The sequence below is a fragment of the Pseudomonas sp. UM16 genome, assembly GCF_050312595.1.
Lineage (GTDB): Bacteria > Pseudomonadota > Gammaproteobacteria > Pseudomonadales > Pseudomonadaceae > Aquipseudomonas.
This window is the reverse complement of sequence record NZ_JBNPJT010000009.1, coordinates 147333-167213: the sequence shown is the minus strand read 5'-3', so window position 1 is coordinate 167213 and position 19881 is coordinate 147333. Positions and strand designations below refer to the sequence as shown.

Sequence of the window (19881 nt, the reverse complement as noted above, 5' to 3'; positions counted from 1 at the left end):
TCGTGGCTTCCTTAATCCGCCATTTCGGTCTGGCGCTCGACCGGGTCGATCAATACGGCTTTCTGCTGGCGCACCATCAGGTCGAGGATCTCGTCCTGACGCTCACCCAGCACCCCGGAAAAGCTGATACCGCTGGCCTTGCTCGGTGCCAGCATCGACACCCGATACAGTTCCACACTCAACGGCGAGTCAATCGACAGCGGGCCGCTGCCGTTGGCCGCCAGTTCTCCGCCGACGACGATCAGCGAGACCTTGGTGTCGAACGGGTCGAGGGCGATGTCGCGGTCAGTGTCGGAAAGGTCCTTGATGTGCCCGTACACACCCACCAGGCCGTTGGCCATGGCGACGTTTTCGTACAGGCGAATGTTCACGCTGTTACGCACGCGAATGCCGTGGCGGCGGTTGCTGATCAGCTTGTTGCCCCAGATCAGGTTGTCGCCGCTTTCGTACAAGGTGATGCCGTCGGTGTGGTTGCGGTAAATCTCGTTGTAGGCGATCAGGTTGTTGACGCTGTTACGGTCGATCACCACGCCCGAGAGCTTGTTGTCGTAGCTCTTGTTGTTGATGATCCAGCTGTCGTTGACCTCACGGGAGACGATGATCCCGTGCTTTTTCTTGGTGCCGTAGACGGTATTGCCGGCGATGATCAGCCGATGCGAACGGTCATGGGGGTCGATGCCGTAGACGATGTTGTCGCGGTAGGTGCTGTCCTTGACCACAAAGTCGCTGGTTTCGTAGCAGTAGAAGCCGTACCACATGTCGCTGAATTCCGAGCCGATGATCCAGCCGGTGGGTTCCGGGCGGTTCATCTGCTTGGCCATGTTCGGCGTGTACTGGGAAATGCTCACCCCGTACGACTTACTCTTGGCGTAGCCGAAACTGGCCATCTTGCTGTTGACAATGTAGGTCTCGGTGCCGCCCCAAGACAGAAGGAACGGGCGGAATTCGTTGGGCGAACGGAAGGTCGCCGGGCCATTGTCCTTTTCGCGCCAGCCGGTCACCTGGGTGTCGCTGACAAACAGCTTGCCGTCGTTGACGATGAACGATCCGCCTTCCTGGGACAGGCGCAGCTCCTTGACCTTGCCATCGATCTCCAGCACGCCCTTTTCCCCGACCACAATCGGCAGGCGTGCCAGGTACACGCCCGGCGCGGTTTCGCTGAGGTACTGCTTGGGCACGCGTTTGACCAGTTCGGTGAAATTCACATGACCGTCGTCGATGAAGATTGCCTGGGGAATGCCGTGCTGGCGCGCTACCCATTCGGCCATCTTGTTGTCGCCGCCGATGAATTCCTTGAGTGCAGTTTCTTGCAGCATGCGCCGCACCGAGACCTTGCCCTTATGTGCGCGTTGGATCTTCTTCTGCACGGCCTCATAGGTGTAGCCGGACAGGTCGGGCAGGGTCGGCGCTGGAATCTGCAGCGGCTCGATTGGCGCGCTGCTGACCGTGTAAGTCTTGGCCTGCTGCAGTTCCTTGGCCACGGGCACCGCTGCCTGGTTGTTGGCCAGGGCGATGCTGCTGGCTAGCAGTAGCGAGCCGGCCAGCAAACCGTGCAGGGTGTTTGATTGAAGGCTCATATCAGTGCACTCCAGGCATCAGAAGCGCCAGATCACGTCGACGAAGGCGCGGTGCATGTACGAATCCGCTTCCTTGCCGTAGGCATCACCCGGCTTGAACACGCCGCCACGGAAACGCACCAGGGCTGAAGGTTCGTCGATTGACTGGCTCAAGGCAGCTGGCAGCAGGCCCTGTTTGAAGTACTTGGTAACCACCAGGTCCATCTCTTGACCGAGGTCTTTTTCGCCCTGAATCAGCGGACGGTTGATGCCGTTGTCATCGACCACGGCATTGATGCCACTGCTGCCGATGTTCTGGTCACCGTCGACACGCCAGAACTTGTGATAGATCAGGCTGGCGTCGTAGTCGTCGCGCAGTTGCCAGGAGGTGAACAGGGTGGCCGCCTGCAGGTTGCCAAGTTCGCCGCGAAAGGCTTCACCGAAGCGATGTACCCGTGAGCGGGTGCCGGTGAAGTTGGAACGGTTGCTCTCAAGGCCGGTCTGCTCGTAGTTGCTCGAACCGTCGCTGCCACCGCCGCCACTGCCGCGGGCATAGGCGGCACCGACCTGCCAGTTGGGATCAAGGCGAAAACGCACACCCAGATCGGTGGCCCAGGCGTTGACGTCACCACTCTGCTTACCGCTGGCCACTTGTTCGCCGTTGACCGTGGTGGTGTTGAGGCTGTCGCGATCACCGGTCAGCCAGGTCACACTGCCCCAGTAATTGACCGGGTTCTGGTTGCGCCAGTTGTAGGCATCGCTGTTGGCCTCAAGGCCCAGCCAGGTCAGATCGCCGGTGCGGGTCTTGTCCAGCTCATCGACGGTTTCGCCCGGATTTTTCAGGTTGCCGTCGTCATGGGTGTGGTGGGCGCGCACGCCGACCCAATGCCCGGGCGTCCACTGTGTGGCAATGTCACCGTAGACGTGCAGACGGTCCTTGTCTTCCGGAGCCAGTTCGGTGAGGTCGGTGCGGTATTCGCTGAAGCGTTCGGCGACACCGAGGTTGGCGCGTAGCAAGGTGGTGTCGAAGGTCCAGTTCAGCGCTTCGATGTTGGTGTCGCGCCACATGCCGTCTTCGTTGCGCAGGCGCTGGCGACCGAAGCGCAGTTCCTCGCCCGGGTAGGCGGTGAAGCCGCTGTAGCCAACCCAGAATTCACGCATCGCCAAGTAGCTTTTGTCCGCTTCGCGGCCATCGGCGCGGCTGCTGTCGGATTCAGCACCATCACCGGACTGGCGCAGGGTGTCTGTTTCGATAATGTCGGTCGCGGTCACCGCCTGGCCCATGGCAAAGGCACTCCAGTTGCCACGTTCGCCGTACACCCAAGGGCGCAGATCCAGGCCCACACCGTTGACGTCGCCACCGGAGCGGGTGCCCAGGTCACGGTCATCCTCGGACTGGCCGGTGATTTTCACATCCAGGCCAAAGTTCTTTTCAGCGGTCATGGCCGCCAGGGTCGGGCACGACCACAGCAGGGCGAAGCCAAGGCCAAGGCCGGCTTTCATCCACGGATTGAGCGTCATAGGGAATCCTCGCCTTCTTCAGGTGCTTGCACAGCTTGCAGGGCCAGGGCGCCTGCGCCTTGGCCGATGGCGCCACGGGCCTGGCGCTCTTGTTGCAACAGGCGTTCGGCCTGGGCTTTTTGGGGGGTGGTGAGTTGCTGGTCGAGCTCGGCGGCCAGCGCCTGGGATTGCTCGCTGGGGTTGGCCTGCGCCAGTTGGCTGAAGACCCAGGCGTTGACCAGGTCCTGGCGAATGCCATGGCCTTCGCTGAACAATTGCGCCAGGGCGTAATCGGCACTGAGCTGGCCGCCGCGGGCGGCCGTGAGCAGATGATCGACCGCTTTCTGCGGATCGACGTTGCCCAAATAGCCACGGCGATACAGCTGACCCAGGTAGTAATGGGCGCTGATTTCACCCGCGTCGGCGGCGCTTTGCAGGTGGCTTTCGGCTTTTTCTGCATCGGCCGGCACGGTCTTGCCTTCGTAATACAGGCGTCCCAGCAACAGTTCGGCACGGGGTTGTTCAGCCGCGCGGCCCTTGTCGATGTATTCCATCAGCTTGTCGGTGTCGCCAAGTTCGGGGAAGTCGTAAATCAACTGCGCCAGGCTGACCCAGGAGGCCGGGTTGACGGGAGCCACTTGCTCAAGCAGCGCCTGAGCGGTTTTTTCGTCGGTCTGACCCAAGCTACGGTCGGCCAGTACACGGGCGACGCTGTCGACGCGGGTGGCTGGAATCACGCCGCGCTGGTAGGCGCTTTTCACTTGCTCGATCAATGCGGCTTGCTGCTCGGCTTGGCCGCGTTTCTGGTAAACGGTCGCCAGCTCGACGTAGCACACGTCGGTGGTTGTCAGCGCGGCCTTGCAGATACGCTCGACCTCGTCCAAGTGTTGGTCGTAGGTGTTCTGGGTGCGGTACAGCAGGACCTGGGCCAAGCCGGCTTCTGGGTAACCGGCCGCGCGCCACTGATTGATCTGCTGTTGTGCATTGGTGCTGGGGAAGCTCTGCGGGTATTGCAGGTAGAGCATCGCCAGCGGGATCAGGGTGTTACCCTCGCCATTGGCGAAGGCTTTTTTCAGTAGGGTTTCGGCTTCCTGGCGTTCGGCTTCAGTCGCGCCGGGTTTGGCGGCCAGCAGGCGACCCAGACGGGCCTGGGCCCGCGGCGAAATCTCGGCGGCAGCGCGGTAGGTGGCTTCGGCTTCCTTGAGCTTGGCCGGGTCGCGGGTTTCCACCTGGATATCGGCCAGGCCCACTTGCGCCTCGCTGTAGCCGAGGTCGGCCAACTGCCGATAGTTCTGCTCGGCCAGGGCGGTGTCGCCGCGCTTGAGCGCTTCGTTGGCCAGGCGCTGATCGGGCAGGCCGGCGCAGCCAGCCAGGCTGACCGCCAGGGCCAGGCTGCACAGCATCATCCGCGAGCTGGAGCCGCTGGGGCTGCTGTGCAGCCCTTCGCCGGCAAGGCCGACTCCTACACTGAGGGTGGTGTTCTTGGCGTTCACCGGCATGTCTCCCTTAAAGGCCACGGGCAACGGCTTTGTCGATCAGCCAGTCCAGCGACGGGCCACGATTGCTGTCTACCGCTACCGGGCGACCGGCCAGCTCGCTGGGCAAGGCACCCTGTGGCTTGATCTGCACGCGGATGTCCGAAGACAGGTCTTCGCTGTTCAGGCTGGTGCTGCTGACGATTTCGCCAGTGCGCCATTGGTCTTCACCGGCAATCTGGAAGTCGACCCGAGCACCTGGCTTGACGTCATCGAACTGGCGATAGCTGAAGCGCGCCTCGATGGTTGGATTAGCGGTGCGCGGAATCAGTTGGAAGATCACCTGGCCTTTGCTCGCGTACTGACCGTCATCCACCAGCTGGCGGGCGACGACGCAATCGCAAGGGCTGGTCAGGGTGCCGCTCATTTGCTTGCCGAACAGCTCTTCAACTTTGCTCGGCTCTAGCTGCTGGTCATCCAGGTGACCCTTGAGCATGTCCAGCATGCTGGTGCTGAATGACGCCAACGGCGCCCCTTTAACGATGCTGCCACCACTTTCGACCAGACTTTGCACGGTGCCATCGCGAGGCATGGTGACGTTGGTGGTCGGCACGCTGACCACGCCGGCCTGGGCATGGCTGACGAAGTACACGCCATACACCGACTTGGCGATGAAGCCGAAGGCGGCGACGCCGACCACGAACACACCGAGGCTGAAGGTCACCGCGCGCAGGCGGCCAAAGGCACTCATGCCGCCACTGCTGTCTTTCTGTTTGCGCGCCTTGGTGAAGTTGTCGCGCTGCAGCGTGCTGAGCACGTCGCCAATGGTGATCAGCTCGCCGGACAGGTGCGAGGTGATGATGTGGCGCAGGGTGGCAATATCGCGTGGCTCAAGGTTCTGGAACTGCACGCCGGTACGACCGCTGGAAGTATCGAACGAGCGCACCTGGAACTCGATGTCCATGGCCAGGCCGAGTTTGTCGACGGTGAACTGCAAGCGGCCGCGCAACACCTCGCCGACTTTCAGCGGGTGTTTGGCATGGAAGCTCAGGCCCCCGGCAGACAGGTCATCGACCTTCACTTCCAGGGTTTCGCGGTTGCTCCCCAGGTAGCGCAGCTTGGCCGGGATGCGCACCCGGGCGTGCTGGCGCTGGGCTTCGGACTCATGCACGACATTGACGTTCACGGCGGTATTCATGGCGATTTGTTCCTGTTTAATCCAATCGGGTTCCGGCTCACACGACCATGAACAGCACAGCAATGAAGATGCTGGCCGCCGAGAAGGTCATGGTCCGGGAGGACCAGGTGTTGAACCATTGTTGAAAGCTGGCGAGGTCGCGTTTGAGGGCAGTGGGCTGGCGTGTCCAGGACTGCTTGTCGAGGCGGAAGAACACGTAGATCTTCATGATCGCGCCGACGATCTGGTTGTAATAAAGAATCAGCGGGTAGGCCGGGCCGATCTTGTGTCCCGAGCACAGCAGCATGAGGGTCAAGATCAGGCGGGTGATGCCGATCCACAGCAGGTAGACCAAGAGGAACCCTGGGCCGAACTTGAGGCTGGCAATCACCGCGACCGTCAGGCCCAGCAGGCTGGTCCACATCGATACGCGCTGGTCGAACAGCACCACGCTGGTGAACAGGCCCAGACGACGGATACCCAGGCCCAGGGCCCGCGAGTTCTGCCGCAGGTTGTTGCCATACCAGCGGTACATCAGCTTGCGGCTGGCTTTGATGAAGCTTTTTTCCGGTGGGTGCTCGACCGTGTTGATTGCTGCATCCGGCACGTAGAAAGTGTCGTAGCCCAGGCGCATGAGGCTGAACCAGCTGGACTTGTCGTCACCGGTGAGGAACTTGAAGCGGCCCAGGCGCCAGTGCTGCAGCGAGTCGTTTTCAACGTCCTTGATGAACTCAGGGTTGGTCACCACGGCGGCGCGAAATACTGACATCCGCCCGGTCATGGTCAACACGCGCTTGGACAGGGCCATCGAGCACATGTTGATGTGGCGTTGGGCGAAGCGCAGCTTGTGCCACTCGCTCATGATGTAGCCGCCGCGCACTTCGCAGAATTCGTTGGTGGTCAGGCCGCCGACATTGCCGAACAGCTTGAACCAGGGCACGGTCTTGCGCACCACACCTTCGCCGAGCACGGTGTCACCGTCGATCACCGCGACCACGGCGTTCTCGTCTGGCAGGTGGCGGGAGATAGCCCGGAAACCATAGGCCAGGCCATCACGCTTGCCGGTACCGGCGATACGCACGAAGTCCAGGGTGACGCGGTCTGGCGGGTTGAATTTTTCCCAGAGGCTTTTCACCAGCAGCTCATCGGACATTTCCACCAACGAGCACACCACTGTGGTCGGGTAGCCACAGTCGATCGCTTCGCGGATCACCGAGCTGTAGACCTGGGCGGTGGTCAGGGCGTCGATGCGAAAACTGGTGACCATCAGGTAAACGTGGGACGGATCAGCGGCACTGCCCAGTTTGCGCACCTTGCGGCGCAGCAGCGGGTAGACCACGTAGAGAAACAGCATGCCGCGCACAAAGTGCGTGGCACCCATGGAATAGCGCCAGATACCGACGGCGCCGACGAGGAAAATGAAATCCTTCGAGTCGGGGTCGAAAATGGAGTTGGGCAAGGCCAGGGCGATCAACATGAGCAAGCTCACGTAGAACAACCAACCGGCGACCTGTAGCAGGCCGTGCTTGAGCCTTTGCATGTTCTGCATCCGTATCCAGTGGGGAGAATAAGGTGTTGCACAGGGCCCGAAGGCCCTGCGCCGCCTGCCGGGTTACCAGCAGATGCCTTCAGTGCGGGTGGCCGGGGAGGTGGCCTTGCTCATGAAGCCGACCAGGTCGATGACCTGCTTGCCTTCGGGCGCTTGTTGGGCGAGGGCGCGGAACTTCTCGTCGCGGTTGCCCAGAACGATTACGTCGGCGTGGTTGATGACCTGATCGAAGTCGGAATTGAGCAGCGATGAGACGTGCGGGATCTTCGACTCGATATAGTCCTTGTTCGCACCGTGCACGCGGGCGTACTCGACGTTGCTGTCGTAGATGTTCAGTTCGTAACCCTTGCCGATCAGGCGCTCGGCCAGTTCCACCAACGGGCTTTCACGCAGGTCGTCGGTGCCGGCCTTGAAGCTCAGGCCGAGCAGGGCGACCTTGCGCTTGTCGTGGCTTTCGATGATGTCGAAGGCGTTCTGCACCTGTGATTCGTTGCTGGTCATCAGCGAGTTGAGCAGCGGTGCTTTGATGTCCAGGCTGCTGGCGCGGTAGGTCAGGGCGCGTACGTCCTTGGGCAGGCACGAGCCGCCAAAGGCGAAACCTGGGCGCATGTAGTACTGCGAGAGGTTCAGGGCCTTGTCCTGACAGACCACGTCCATCACTTCACGGCCATCGACACCGACCGCTTTGGCGATGTTGCCGATCTCGTTGGCGAAGGTCACTTTGGCTGCGTGCCAGACGTTGCAGGTGTACTTGATCATCTCGGCGACTTCGATGTCCTTGCGGATGATCGGTGCGTCGAGCTCTTCATACAGCGACTGCAGAACGTCGCCGCTGGCCTTGTCCAATTCACCGATAACGGTCATCGGTGGCTGGTCGTAGTCTTTGATCGCGGTGCTTTCACGCAGGAACTCCGGGTTCACCGCCACGCCGAAATCGACACCGGCTTTTTTCCCCGAGCAGTCTTCGAGAATCGGGATGACCACGTTCTTGACGGTGCCTGGCAACACGGTGCTACGTACCACGATGGTGTGGCGGCTGGCTTTTTCGCGCAGTACAAAGCCGATCTCGCGGCACACCGACTCGATGTATTCCAGGCCCAGGTCACCGTTCTTCTTGCTCGGCGTACCGACGCAGATCATCGACAGGTCACTGTCGCGGATCGCAGCAGCAAAGTCGGTGGTGCCACGCAGGCGACCGGTATCGATGCCCTGTTGCAAGAGTGCTTCAAGCCCGGGTTCGACAATTGGCGATTTGCCCTGGTTGATCAGGTCGATCTTGGTCTTGGAAACATCCACGCCAATCACTTCATGACCCCGTGCGGACAGGCAGCCAGCACAGACTGCACCTACATAACCCAAACCAAAGATGCTGATACGCATCGCTATCACCTCATGTGTTTATCATGCCGGCTCAACTAGAAGAGCCAGATCGGGTTGATTAACCAGCAATTACCGGGCGAGCGGAGTTGTGGCAAAAAGATGTCACTTCAGCGTTCGCAGGCATATAAATATGGAGTGCAAAATAATCTGCACTCAAAGTTGGCAGCCAATGGCCAATAATTGTGGGCGTGCCCTTAAATGCAGCCGTCTTTATTGCAGTTCTGTTTTCAGATACTGCAGTGCTTGCTCTTTCAAGCGGATAAAATCCATTGAAATCAACCACTAGGACGATTTTATTGGGCGCGGATCTCCTGGGCGTAACTGAAATTCAATTATCGACATTCATGTCGGAGTTATTGAAGTGCACAGTTTCTGTGCGCCTCCAACAGTGCTGTAGGTCATCTCTCACACGACGCTCGAGAATCGTTACCGGTGGTATGAGCGATGGGCGAGGGGATAAGTTCCAGAAGCGGTTCAGTGGTCGTGAAAGATTTTTAAATATTTTTCAAAGTGCCAGTACTTTCACTTTGATAGCACGGGACGGTTTCGTCCCTGTATATAAAGGACGAACTCGGCCGGAGATGTTTTTGTGCCAGTATCGAAAATTATTTTTCGAAATTCGTCAAAAAACTACGAACGGTCTTATGGCGTTTTGCGATAACAACAGGCAGTCGTTTAATTGGCGCCGAAAATATGACGCAGCTGGGGCTGATGTTTGCGTTTTCTGTAGGAGCCGGCCTTGCCGGCGATGGGCTGCAGAGCAGCCCGAGGGGATTTATGCGTCCGGATGATCGCGCAGAAACACCAGGTTATCCGGCTTCGACTGCTCGGCACTGTAGTAGTAGCCCTGCACGTCGAACTGCTTCAGCTGCTCGGGATCGTTGATGCGCTCCTGGATCACGAAGCGGCTCATCATGCCGCGGGCTTTCTTGGCATAGAAGCTGATGATCTTGTACTGGCCATTTTTGAAGTCACGGAACTCGGTATTGATGATCCGCGCCTTGAGGGCGTTGCGTTTGACCGCACTGAAGTATTCATTGCTGGCCAGGTTCAGCAGCAGGTCATCACCTTGTTCGGCCAAGGCCTGGTTCAGCCATTCGCTAATGCGTGTGCCCCAGAAGGCATACAGGTCCTTGCCGCGGGCGTTGGCCAGTTTGGTGCCCATTTCCAGACGGTAGGGTTGCATCAGGTCCAGTGGGCGCAGCAGGCCGTATAGGCCCGAGAGCATGCGCAGGTGGTCCTGGGCGTAGCTGAAGTCGTCTTCACTTAGGCTTTGCGCGTCGAGACCGGTGTACACGTCCCCCTTGAAGGCCAGCAGCGCCTGCTTCGCGTTGTCCGGGGTGAAGGCCGGAGTCCAGCTGCCGAAACGCGCGGCATTGAGGCCGGCGAGCTTGTCGGAGAGGTGCATCAGCTCGCTGATTTGCGCGGGCGACAACTCACGCAGTTGCACGATCAGCTCCTGGGAATCATCCAGGTACTGTGGCTGGGTGTAGCGCTGGGTTACCGGCGGGGTGTCGTAGTCGAGGGTCTTGGCGGGGGAAATCACCGTCAGCATGGGTCGGGCTCCTTGAATCGTGGGGGCAATTCTACGGGGCGGGGGCGCTGATCTCCAGCTATGACGCCGATAGCCACAGACCATCCCGACGCTTGACGTTATAGTGCGCGGCGAGGAAATCGGAGAGTTTGACCGTGCGCATTGCTTTTCTACTACTGAGCGGGTTATTGAGCGTTGCCGTGCAAGCAGCGCCTGTGCCGCCAGCGACCTTTGAGCGTGATCATTGGCCAGAGCAGCTCAACAGCCCGGCGCTGTTCGATGTCGCCTCACGGGCCGAGATTCTCGCCTTCGCTCAGGCCCTGGAGGCCAGTGAAGCGCTCGATGAGTCGGCTTTGGCTGCACGCCTGGGGCTTAAACAGATCAATCTGGCCTCGATCAATCAGGTGCGCTCGCGTCTGTGGCAGCGGTTATGGCGCAACTATGACCGGGCCCAGCAGAGCTGTGAACAGGATGCCTCGTTCTGCTATGCCATTGACAGTCTGGCCGAGTTGCGCCAGCAGGCGGCGAAGTTCGAAGTGACCAGCGACTCTTTCTATACCCGCTGGGCTGAACCCAGCCGCGAGTTCCATCAGCGTTACCTGGACGAACTCTTGCACAAAGCCGCCTTGTTCCCGCAGACCGCTAGCGAGATCGAGCGTTACTCGGACAGCGAACGCAATGGTGATGAACTCAACGACCGGCTGTTCATGCTGACCTTCGACTCAGGCCCAAGCCCGGTCGGCGGCACCGATAGCCTGACCGACTATCTGCGCCGACAGAAGCTCGGCGCGACCTTCTTCGTGCTCGGCAACAGCTTGCAAATGCGCCGCGACAAGACTTCGCTGGCGGACCTGCGCGCGATCTACAAAGGCCAGTGCGTGGGGGTTCAAGGTTGGCAGTATCGTTCCCACGGGCAATGGCAGGACTGGCAGCAATCGGTACTGCGCAGTCAGGCGCAGGTGCAGGCGGACCTGCCCGATCAGTATGTACCGCTGTTCAGGCCGCCCTATGGCCAGCGCCGCGCCGACAGCGAAGGGTTCTTTGCCAGCCAAGGGCTGCAAGTGCTGCTGTGGAACATTGACGCCCAGGACCAGGGCGCGCTGAGCGCCGAACAGTCGGCGCAGCGAGTGCTGACGCTGATGCTGCTGTGGCGCCGTGGCGTGATCCAGTTTCATGACGTGCAGCCCAAGGCCCAGGACGCTGTCGCCTGGCTGCTGAAGCAGACGGCACAGAGTGGGATTGGCTGGGAAGATTGCCGACATTACGCGGGCAACATCTGAAATCAAGCTGGAAACGGCCTGCTCAGGAAGAAAATGCTACACGCATTTCATGAGGCTGGATTTATGACTGTAGCGGTGCTTTGACCACAGGCCAAGGTCTAAATGCCATGGCGAAAAATAAACTTCAAAAATACGTAAAAATGCTTTTTTCGGTCATGGGTTTTGCTGTATCAAGAAGACAGACCGCCGAACCCTGCATCACAGGTGGCGTCATTGGGCATCACGCTCTGTGGGCAGCTTCCCTACCGTAACGACGCGGAGCAGGGGAGAACCGGCGGCCACTTCACGGCGCAGCACCGTTTAGGTATTGCGTTGTATGGCTCCCACAAAGGTGACCGAGTATGGATGATCAAGGACGCACCACTTCCTCCAACCAGCCAATCCTTTATGTGCTCGATACCAATGTACTGATCCACGATCCAAACGCCTTGCTCAATTTCGAGGAGCACCACGTCGCCATCCCGATGACGGTGCTGGAGGAGCTCGACAAGCTCAAGACCGGAAAACAAACCATCGCTGCCGAATGTCGCCAGGCCATCCGCCTGATCGACCAGACCCTGGGCGATGCATCGCCTGCCGATGTCGAGCTGGGCGTTCCGATTCAGCGCGGCAAGAGCGGGCCCAAGGGTTTTCTGTCGATTCTGATGAGCCCGCGCAACGAGCCGAACCGCTTGCTGCCGGAAAACCTCAACGACAACATCATCATCAACCAGTTGCTGGAACTGCGCAGTCGGCGCAAGGAACTGGATGTGGTGCTGGTGACCAAAGACATCAACATGCGCCTCAAGGCCCGCGCCTGTGGGATCGCGGCCGAGGACTACAGCACTGACCAACTGGTTGACGACGTGTCGCTGCTGTCCAAGGGCTATCACAGCGTCACCGGTTCGTTCTGGGACCGGGTCAGCAAAGTCGAAACCCGCCAGGAGCGTGGTCGCACCTGGCACCGGGTGCAGATGATCGACAACCTGCCAGCGGTGCACATCAACGAGTTCATCATTGACGAGCAGGGCTTTGTCGGCTGGATCAAGGGCATCAAAGACGACGAGCTGCTGCTACTCGACCTGCACCAGGAGCCGCTGTTGCACCAGGAAGCCTGGGGCCTGAAGCCGCGCGACATTCATCAGAGCCTGGCGCTGTTCGCACTGCTCGATCCGGACATTCATCTGGTCAACCTGACCGGTGCTGCCGGCTCCGGTAAAACCATCCTGGCCCTGGCTGCGGCCATTGAGCAGACCATGGTCAGCAAGCGCTACCGGCGCATCATTGCCACCCGCAGTGTGCAGGGGCTGGACCAGGAAATCGGCTTCCTGCCGGGTACCGAAGCGGAAAAAATGGAGCCCTGGCTGGGGGCCATCACCGACAACCTCGAAGCGTTGCACATGGATGATGAAAACACCCATGGCAGTGTCGACTACATCCTTGAACGGGTGCCGCTGCAGTTCAAGTCACTGAACTACATTCGCGGTCGCAGCTTCCAGCAGAGCCTGATCCTGATCGACGAATGCCAGAACCTCACCCCGCACCAGATGAAAACCATCATCACCCGTGCCGGTACCGGTTCGAAAGTGATCTGTCTGGGCAACCTGGCGCAGATCGATACCCCTTACCTGTCCGCCACCAGCTCCGGCCTGACCTACCTGACCGAGCGTTTCAAGGACTTCCCCAACGGCGTGCACATTACCCTGCAGGGTGTGCCGCGTTCGATTCTGGCCGAATACGCCGAGTCGCACCTGTAACCTCCAGCCACCGGGCGGCCATGCCGCCCGGTTTTTTTCGCTGCGATATCCAGACCCTAGGGTTTACACTCTTTGCTCCTGAACAGGAGGAAGGCTGTGCTGACTCATCTCGATTCCCAAGGTCGCGCCAATATGGTCGACGTTACCGAAAAAGCCGTGACCTCGCGTGAGGCTGTGGCTGAAGCGCGGGTGCGCATGCTCCCCGAAACCCTGCAGATGATTGTCGATGGCGAGCACCCCAAGGGTGATGTCTTCGCGGTGGCGCGTATTGCCGGGATCCAGGCGGCGAAGAAGACCAGCGACCTGATCCCACTGTGCCATCCGTTGCTGCTGACCAGCGTCAAGGTCGAGCTCAGTGCCGAAGGCAATGACACCGTGTACATCGTTGCCCGCTGCAAGCTGGCCGGGCAGACCGGCGTGGAAATGGAAGCGCTGACCGCTGCCAGTGTCGCTGCGCTGACCATTTACGATATGTGCAAGGCGGTTGATCGCGGCATGATCATCGACGGCGTGCGGGTGCTGGAAAAGCTCGGCGGCAAAAGCGGCCACTACCAGGCGGATGACGTGAAATGAGCATTGAGGTGATGTATTTCGCCCGCTACCGAGAAGCCCTGGGCGTGGAAAGCGAGAAGCTTGAAGGTGAATTCGCGACACTGGACGACGTGCGCAATGCTTTGCTTGCAAAGGGTGGCAAGTACGAAGTCCTGAACGAGCAGAACCTGATGTGCGCGCGCAACGAAGAGTTGTGCAAGCTCGACGAAGCGGTGGTCGACGGCGACGTAGTCGCGTTCTTTCCGCCCGTGACCGGAGGCTGAGATGAGCGTTCGAGTCCAGAACCAGGCGTTTGACCCGGGTGTTGAAGTCAATGCCATGCATGCCGCCAATGTCGGTGTCGGTGCGGTGGTCGGTTTTGTTGGCTATGTGCGCGACTTCAACGATGGCCAGGACGTGGCGGGGATGCTCCTGGAGCATTATCCGGGGATGACCGAAAAGGCACTGGCCAAGATCGTCGTTGAGGCTGAGCAGCGTTGGCCGCTGCTCAAGGTCGAGGTGCTGCATCGTATCGGCGCGCTTGAGCCTGGTGAGCCGATTGTCTTTGTTGGCGTGGCCAGCGCCCATCGCCAGGCAGCGTTCGATGCCTGCAATTTCATCATGGACTACCTCAAGACTCGTGCCCCGTTCTGGAAGAAGGAACAGACCGGGGATGGCCCGCGCTGGGTTGAAGGCAAGCAGAGTGACGAAGACGCTGCCGGGCGTTGGTAGGCAATTTGTAGCCGCTGCCGACAGGCTGCGATCGGCTGCGAAGCAGTCGTCATCCAGTCACTATGATGGGCCTGAATAACGGCCGTTATACGCCCGATCGCAGCCTGTCGGCAGCGGCTACGGCACTGTACTTCGATGTTGTGTTTTTATACGGAAAAGTCCAGTATGGAATTATAAGTACAAAATAATTCCAGGCCGACCCGTGCCTACCCCTTTCCCTCTGTCTTGCAACACACCTCCAACAACGAGCGAGAGAGACCCAGCATGAAGAAGTTCACCCTGATCAGCGGTCTGGCCCTGAGCCTGTTGGCCAGCAGCCTGTTCGCCGCCGAGAAAACCTTGCGCATTGGCATTGAAGCCGCTTATCCCCCCTTCGCCTCGAAAAACGACAAAGGTGAGATCGTCGGCTTCGACTACGACATCGGCAACGCTTTATGCGCGCAGATGCAGGTCAAGTGTGCATGGACCGAGGTGGAGTTCGATGGCCTGATCCCGTCGTTGAAGGTGAAGAAGATCGACGCCGCACTGTCGTCGATGACCATCACTGACGAGCGCAAGAAGTCGGTGGATTTCACCCACAAGTACTACTTCACCTCGTCGCGGCTGGTGATGAAGAAGGGCGCGGTGGTCGATGACCAGTATGCCGCCCTCAAGGGCAAGACCGTCGGTGTGCAGCGCGCCACCACCACCGATCGCTATGCCACTGAAGTGCTCGAACCCAAAGGCATTACCATCAAGCGCTACAGCAACAACGAAGAAATCTACATGGACCTGGCATCCGGTCGCGTTGATGCGATTTTCGCCGATACCATTCCGCTGGATGACTTCCTGTCGATGCCGCGCGGCGCGGACTATGCCTTCACCGGTCCCGAGCTCAAAGACCCGAAATACGTCGGTGAAGGCGCCGGCATCGCGGTACGCAAGGGCAATGGCGAACTGGTCAGTCAGCTCAACAGCGCCATCGACGCACTGCGGGCCAATGGCGAGTATCAAAAGATCCAGTCGAAGTACTTCAAGTCCGACATCTACGGCGATTGATCGCCGCGCTCAAGGCCTGGAGCGATTCAGGCCTTGAGTTCCTTCAGGTGTTTGTACACCGTCGCCCGCCCCATCCCCAGTACATTGGCCACGTAGTTGGCCGCACTCTTGCCCTTGAAGGCGCCTTCGGCGTGCAGGGCTAGCACCAGTTCACGTTTGTGCTCGCGGGTCAGCAGGTTCAGGCTCAGCTGGCGCTGACGCAGCCAGTTGTTGAGAAAGGTGTTGATACGCTCCTGCCAGTCGTCGCGAAACAGCGCATCAGGCTGGGGGATCAGCTTGCTCGGTGACAGGAACAGGTCCAGCGCGGCCTTGGCATTCTCGAACAGGGAAATGTTCAGGTTGATACACAGCACCGCCAGTGGCGTACCGGCCTCATTGCGCAATACGGTACTCAATGAGCGGATTTTCTGCCCGTCCCAGTTGAGTTTCTCGTAGGGGCCGATGTTGGTTTCCTCGCTGCCGGTCTCGAGCATGTCTTCCAGCGCGGCATCATCACCAATCTCGCGTTTGGACAGGTTATTGGCGATGTAGTCGATCTTCTGGCTGCGCAGGTCGTGCAGCACCACCTCGGCGTGGGGAAAGAACAAGGTGGCAATGGCATCGGCGATGGCCCGGTAATTGTCCAGGACAGGGTCGCGGCGAGGTGTCGACATTCAGGCAGGCTCCAGGCGGTGTCAGCGCCCTTGGCACAAGGGCGCTGCGAGTGTGCCGCAATCGCGGCGGGGCGTCACCTGTGCAGGCGGCGCGGGGACAACATCTCGGCGTTCAGGCCAAACCCTTTGAGGGCCTCGGGCAGGTCTTCGCCACGTACCAGAGCGGCGCTGGCCTGACCCATGGCGGGGGAGGTCTGGATACCGTAGCCGCCCTGGGCCGCGACCCAGAACAGGCCGGGCACGTTGGGGTCGAAGCCGGCCACCAGATCGCCATCGGCGACAAAGCTGCGCAGCCCGGCCCAGGTACGGGTGGGACGGCGAATGCTCAGGTTGGTGGCTTCTTCGATCTGAAAGATACCCATGGCTATGTCCAACTCTTCGGGCTGCACGTCATGCGGGTCGACCGGGTCGGAATTGGCCGGCGAGCCGAGCAGCATGCCGGCGTCGGGTTTCATGTAGAACGATTCATCGAGGCTCACCAGCATCGGCCAGGCATGGCTGTCGATGCCCTCGGGGGCGGCGAAGATAAAGGCAGCGCGCCGCTTGGGTTGCAGGCCAAGCGGCTGGGCACCGGCCAGGACGCCGATCTGGTCAGCCCAGGCACCGGCGGCGTTGATCAGTACCGGCGCACTGAAGGTGCCGCGGCTGGTTTGCACTTGCCAGAGGCCGTCGTCAGCACGGCTCAGCTGCTGGACTTCGCAATCGCTGTGCACCTCGCCTTGCTGGCGACGAATACCGCGCAGGTAGCCTTGGTGCAGGGCATCGGTATCGATATCGCTGGCGCTTGGGTCGTAGAGCGCACCGTGGACTTTGTCGCGGCGCAGCACCGGGAGGCGGGCGCAGGCCTGGTCGGCGCTGAGCAGTTCGACTTCCGGCACACAGGCCTTGGCACTCTGGTACTGACGCTGCAGTTCTTCAGGGTCGCCCGTGAGGTCGACGGTCATTTCGCCGCGCAGGCTGAGCAGGGGGTGCTCGGCAAAGCCTGCGGGCGGGTGATCGAAAAACTCACGGCTGGCCAAGGTCAGCGCCCGCACCTGCGGGGTGCCATAGGCGGCGGTGTACAGCGCTGCCGAACGGCCCGTGGAGTGGTAACCGGGGTGCGATTCGCGCTCGAGCAGCAACACTCGTCCGTGACGTGCTAGCCAATAGCCAGTCGAGGCCCCCGCAATGCCGGCGCCAATGATGATGAAATCAGCCTGTTGCATGAAAGTCTCCTCAGTCGGCGCGCTGCAAACGGTACAAGGCGTTGGCCAGGGCGATGTCTTCCAGGCCCAGGCCGATGGAGCGGAAGAAGGCGTGACGTTGGTAACTCGGGGCCGGGACCTGACCGCTCAACAGCTGCGCCAGGTCGCCGACGATGGCTTCGGCTTGCCAGCCATGCTGCTCGGCGGCGATGCGCATCTCACCGGCGCTGCCCGGTGTGGTCAGGCGGTAGTCGCAGTACACGTCCATGGCGCTGAGGCTGGTAGGCGGGACCTCATGGGCGCGTACGGCGTTGGTGCTGATCGAGGTGATCAGGGCCGGCTTGCTCAAGCTGTCCGGGTCGATGACCGGAGTCGCCGATGAGGTGCACAGCATGATCACATCGGCATCCGCTACAGCCGCTTCGAGGTTGTCGCAGAGCGACAGGCGTGAATCCAAGTCGAGCCATGACTGGCGCTGGGCGGCGCTTTGTTCGGCCAGGCTTGGCGAATACAGGCGGATATCCTGCCATTCACGCAGGCCACGGACATAGTGCAGGTGCGCACGGGCAATCGGGCCGCTGCCGATCAGGGTCAGGCGGCGAACGCTGCTCGGTGCCAGGGCGTCGACCGCTACCGCGGTGGTAGCCGCAGTACGCGCGGTGGTCAGTTCACCGGCATCGCATAGCAACAGAGGTTGGCCGCTCTCCATGGACATCAACAGGGTCCAGGCGCTAACCAGCGGGCCTTGTTCGCGGACGATGTAAGGCGAAGTCTTGACCCCGTACACCCCTTCGTTGGCGAGCACGCCGCCATAATTGATGAAGTCGCCTTTGCCCGCCGGAAATTCTACCAGTTGCTGTGGTGGCTGCACGGCTTGTCCGGCCGCCAGGTCACGGAACAGGTTGCGCAGGATCTGTGGAACATCCACTTGCGTAAGCAACTGGCGAGCGTGCTGTTGATCGATGACGAGAGGCGCGGACATACGAGGCTCCAAATAAACTATTTTGTCTATTATGGACTCTTTGTATATTTGGGCAATATCGTTGGTCTGAAAATGCAAAAGGCACCGAGGGGCGAGCCCACGGTGCCTTTTTCACCCACGCGCAATCAGTGATGCTTGCGCGGCACTGCCTTGAGCAATTCAGTCGGTGGCATTTCACAGCTGATCTTGCGACCCAGCAGCGCTTCAATCGCCGGCAACTGGTAGGAGTCATCTTCACCGGCGAAGCTGATCGACACGCCGCTGGTGCCGGCACGACCGGTACGGCCGATACGGTGCACGTAGTCGTCCGGATCTTCCGGCAGGGTGAAGTTGATCACATGGCTGATGCCGTCGATGTGAATGCCACGACCGGCGACGTCGGTGGCGACCAGCACGGTGATACGGCCTTCACGGAAACTCTCCAGGGTCTTGATGCGCTTGTGCTGTGGCACGTCACCCGAGAGCTGGGCGGCATTAACGCCGTCGCGTACCAGGCGTTCTTCGATGCGCCGCACTTCATCCTTGCGGTTGGCGAAGACCATGACCCGCTCCCATTTGTTCTCGGTCACCAGGTTGTACAGGAGCTTGTATTTGTCGGCGCCGGCCACGGCGTAGACGTGCTGTTCGACGGTTTCGCTGGCAACGTTCTCGGGCTCGATCTCGACAATCGCAGGGTCGGTGGTCCACTGCTTGGCCAGGTTCATCACGTCTTCGGTGAAGGTGGCGGAGAACAGCAGGGTCTGGCGTTCGCTCTTGGGTGGGGTCTGGCGGATGATCTGCCGAACCTGCGGAATGAAGCCCATGTCGAGCATGCGGTCAGCTTCGTCCAGCACCAGCACCTCAACCATGTCCAGGTGCGCTTCACCGCGCTGGTTGAAGTCCAGCAGGCGGCCAGGGGTAGCAACCAGGATGTCGCAGTGACGCGCTTCGAGGGCCTTGAGCTGCTTGTCGAAGTCCATGCCGCCGACGAAGGTCATCACGTTAAGGCCGGTGTACTTGGTCAGCGCCGCAGCGTCTTTGGCAATCTGCACCACCAGTTCACGGGTCGGGGCGATGATCAGCGCACGCGGCTCGCCCATGTAGCGCTCTTTCGGCGGTGGGGTCTGCTGCAGTTGGGAGATGATCGAAATCAGGAACGCTGCGGTCTTGCCGGTGCCGGTCTGGGCGCGGCCAATGGCGTCCTTGCCACTCAGGGTGTAACCCAATACCTGCGCCTGGATCGGCGTGCAGTAAGGAAAGCCCAGGTCATGGATCGCATGCATCAGCTCGGGCGAGAGCTTGAAGTCATGGAAACGGGTCTTGCCTTCTTGCGGCTCGACCACGAAATCTTCCAGCTTCCAGGTGGAGGCTGCAGGTTTTGGCTTGCGCTCACGGCGCGGTTTGGCGTCGGCCGGCTTTTCGGCACGTGCCGGCTTGACGGCCTCAACTTCGGTTTTGAGCGGGGCGGCCGGGGCAGGGGCCTTGGGTGCTGCGTGTGGCTGCTTCACGGGAGCAGCGCTTTCGGTGGCGAGTTGCTCAACCTCGCTCTTACCGAACATCTTCTTGAGTGCTTTGAGCACGGTCATCTCATCAAT

The 19881-nt window shown here is 60.3% G+C and carries 17 protein-coding genes; 6 read left to right on the top strand and 11 right to left on the bottom strand.

Annotated features, from left to right (window positions below; translation table 11 throughout):
- Nucleotides 1–11: 11 nt before the first annotated feature.
- The 7 genes from algG to yaaA form a co-directional block, all read right to left on the bottom strand.
- Nucleotides 12–1577, bottom strand: a complete 1566-nt coding sequence (gene algG, locus ACQRAX_RS12890; protein ID WP_412039844.1) for a mannuronan 5-epimerase AlgG — start codon at nucleotides 1575–1577, stop codon at nucleotides 12–14.
- An 18-nt stretch (nucleotides 1578–1595) separates the two neighbouring features.
- Nucleotides 1596–3077, bottom strand: a complete 1482-nt coding sequence (locus ACQRAX_RS12885) for an alginate export family protein (protein WP_412039843.1) — start codon at nucleotides 3075–3077, stop codon at nucleotides 1596–1598.
- Complete coding sequence (gene algK / locus ACQRAX_RS12880; protein WP_412039910.1) at nucleotides 3074–4462, bottom strand: alginate biosynthesis TPR repeat lipoprotein AlgK; 1389 nt, start codon at nucleotides 4460–4462, stop codon at nucleotides 3074–3076. The genes ACQRAX_RS12885 and algK overlap by 4 nt, the downstream gene beginning before the upstream one ends.
- 100 nt (nucleotides 4463–4562) lie before the next feature.
- Nucleotides 4563–5729: an alginate biosynthesis protein Alg44 gene (locus ACQRAX_RS12875; RefSeq protein ID WP_412039842.1), complete on the bottom strand. Its 1167-nt coding sequence runs from the start codon at nucleotides 5727–5729 to the stop codon at nucleotides 4563–4565.
- Nucleotides 5730–5766: 37 nt separating this feature from the next.
- Nucleotides 5767–7257, bottom strand: coding sequence for a mannuronan synthase (gene alg8 / locus ACQRAX_RS12870; protein ID WP_177327769.1), 1491 nt, complete (start codon nucleotides 7255–7257; stop codon nucleotides 5767–5769).
- 63 nt (nucleotides 7258–7320) lie between these two features.
- Entirely contained in the window at nucleotides 7321–8637 is a 1317-nt protein-coding gene (gene algD, locus ACQRAX_RS12865; RefSeq protein WP_412039841.1) for a GDP-mannose 6-dehydrogenase, read from the bottom strand.
- 775 nt (nucleotides 8638–9412) lie between these two features.
- Nucleotides 9413–10192: a peroxide stress protein YaaA gene (gene yaaA, locus ACQRAX_RS12860; RefSeq protein WP_412039840.1), complete on the bottom strand. Its 780-nt coding sequence runs from the start codon at nucleotides 10190–10192 to the stop codon at nucleotides 9413–9415.
- Between the two features lie 134 nt (nucleotides 10193–10326).
- Here yaaA and ACQRAX_RS12855 point away from each other — a divergent pair, with 134 nt between their 5' ends.
- The 6 genes from ACQRAX_RS12855 to ACQRAX_RS12830 all read left to right on the top strand — a co-directional run bounded on the left by ACQRAX_RS12855 (nucleotide 10327) and on the right by ACQRAX_RS12830 (nucleotide 15488).
- Nucleotides 10327–11451, top strand: coding sequence for a polysaccharide deacetylase family protein (locus tag ACQRAX_RS12855; protein ID WP_412039839.1), 1125 nt, complete (start codon nucleotides 10327–10329; stop codon nucleotides 11449–11451).
- A gap of 341 nt (nucleotides 11452–11792) precedes the next feature.
- Nucleotides 11793–13187 (top strand): PhoH family protein, encoded by a 1395-nt coding sequence (locus ACQRAX_RS12850; RefSeq protein ID WP_412039838.1) that lies wholly within the window; start codon nucleotides 11793–11795, stop codon nucleotides 13185–13187.
- Between the two features lie 96 nt (nucleotides 13188–13283).
- Nucleotides 13284–13760, top strand: a complete 477-nt coding sequence (gene moaC, locus ACQRAX_RS12845; protein WP_412039837.1) for a cyclic pyranopterin monophosphate synthase MoaC — start codon at nucleotides 13284–13286, stop codon at nucleotides 13758–13760.
- Nucleotides 13757–14002 (top strand): MoaD/ThiS family protein, encoded by a 246-nt coding sequence (locus tag ACQRAX_RS12840; RefSeq protein ID WP_412039836.1) that lies wholly within the window; start codon nucleotides 13757–13759, stop codon nucleotides 14000–14002. The genes moaC and ACQRAX_RS12840 overlap by 4 nt, the downstream gene beginning before the upstream one ends.
- A 1-nt stretch (nucleotide 14003) precedes the next feature.
- Nucleotides 14004–14450: a molybdopterin synthase catalytic subunit MoaE gene (gene moaE, locus ACQRAX_RS12835; protein WP_412039835.1), complete on the top strand. Its 447-nt coding sequence runs from the start codon at nucleotides 14004–14006 to the stop codon at nucleotides 14448–14450.
- Nucleotides 14451–14714: 264 nt separating this feature from the next.
- On the top strand, nucleotides 14715–15488 hold the full coding sequence (locus ACQRAX_RS12830; RefSeq protein WP_412039834.1) for an ABC transporter substrate-binding protein: 774 nt from the start codon (nucleotides 14715–14717) through the stop codon (nucleotides 15486–15488).
- Between the two features lie 26 nt (nucleotides 15489–15514).
- Here ACQRAX_RS12830 and ACQRAX_RS12825 read toward each other — a convergent pair whose 3' ends face one another.
- From ACQRAX_RS12825 to rhlB, 4 genes are all read right to left on the bottom strand, one after another.
- Complete coding sequence (locus ACQRAX_RS12825; protein WP_412039833.1) at nucleotides 15515–16141, bottom strand: helix-turn-helix transcriptional regulator; 627 nt, start codon at nucleotides 16139–16141, stop codon at nucleotides 15515–15517.
- Between the two features lie 74 nt (nucleotides 16142–16215).
- Nucleotides 16216–17346 (bottom strand): NAD(P)/FAD-dependent oxidoreductase, encoded by a 1131-nt coding sequence (locus ACQRAX_RS12820; RefSeq protein WP_412039832.1) that lies wholly within the window; start codon nucleotides 17344–17346, stop codon nucleotides 16216–16218.
- 10 nt (nucleotides 17347–17356) lie between these two features.
- Complete coding sequence (locus ACQRAX_RS12815; protein ID WP_412039831.1) at nucleotides 17357–18307, bottom strand: ornithine cyclodeaminase family protein; 951 nt, start codon at nucleotides 18305–18307, stop codon at nucleotides 17357–17359.
- Nucleotides 18308–18432: 125 nt separating this feature from the next.
- Nucleotides 18433–19866, bottom strand: coding sequence for an ATP-dependent RNA helicase RhlB (gene rhlB / locus ACQRAX_RS12810; RefSeq protein ID WP_412039830.1), 1434 nt, complete (start codon nucleotides 19864–19866; stop codon nucleotides 18433–18435).
- Nucleotides 19867–19881 lie beyond the last annotated feature (15 nt).

Coding starts and splice junctions, on each gene's coding strand:
- ACQRAX_RS12840 (WP_412039836.1), top strand. CDS start 13,757: ATGAGCATTGAGGTGATGTATTTCGCCCGCTACCGAGAAGCCCTGGGC.
- ACQRAX_RS12885 (WP_412039843.1), bottom strand. CDS start 3,077: ATGACGCTCAATCCGTGGATGAAAGCCGGCCTTGGCCTTGGCTTCGCC.
- ACQRAX_RS12850 (WP_412039838.1), top strand. CDS start 11,793: ATGGATGATCAAGGACGCACCACTTCCTCCAACCAGCCAATCCTTTAT.
- ACQRAX_RS12825 (WP_412039833.1), bottom strand. CDS start 16,141: ATGTCGACACCTCGCCGCGACCCTGTCCTGGACAATTACCGGGCCATC.
- ACQRAX_RS12875 (WP_412039842.1), bottom strand. CDS start 5,729: ATGAATACCGCCGTGAACGTCAATGTCGTGCATGAGTCCGAAGCCCAG.
- ACQRAX_RS12815 (WP_412039831.1), bottom strand. CDS start 18,307: ATGTCCGCGCCTCTCGTCATCGATCAACAGCACGCTCGCCAGTTGCTT.
- ACQRAX_RS12820 (WP_412039832.1), bottom strand. CDS start 17,346: ATGCAACAGGCTGATTTCATCATCATTGGCGCCGGCATTGCGGGGGCC.
- alg8 (WP_177327769.1), bottom strand. CDS start 7,257: ATGCAGAACATGCAAAGGCTCAAGCACGGCCTGCTACAGGTCGCCGGT.
- ACQRAX_RS12830 (WP_412039834.1), top strand. CDS start 14,715: ATGAAGAAGTTCACCCTGATCAGCGGTCTGGCCCTGAGCCTGTTGGCC.
- algD (WP_412039841.1), bottom strand. CDS start 8,637: ATGCGTATCAGCATCTTTGGTTTGGGTTATGTAGGTGCAGTCTGTGCT.
- yaaA (WP_412039840.1), bottom strand. CDS start 10,192: ATGCTGACGGTGATTTCCCCCGCCAAGACCCTCGACTACGACACCCCG.
- algG (WP_412039844.1), bottom strand. CDS start 1,577: ATGAGCCTTCAATCAAACACCCTGCACGGTTTGCTGGCCGGCTCGCTA.
- algK (WP_412039910.1), bottom strand. CDS start 4,462: ATGATGCTGTGCAGCCTGGCCCTGGCGGTCAGCCTGGCTGGCTGCGCC.
- moaE (WP_412039835.1), top strand. CDS start 14,004: ATGAGCGTTCGAGTCCAGAACCAGGCGTTTGACCCGGGTGTTGAAGTC.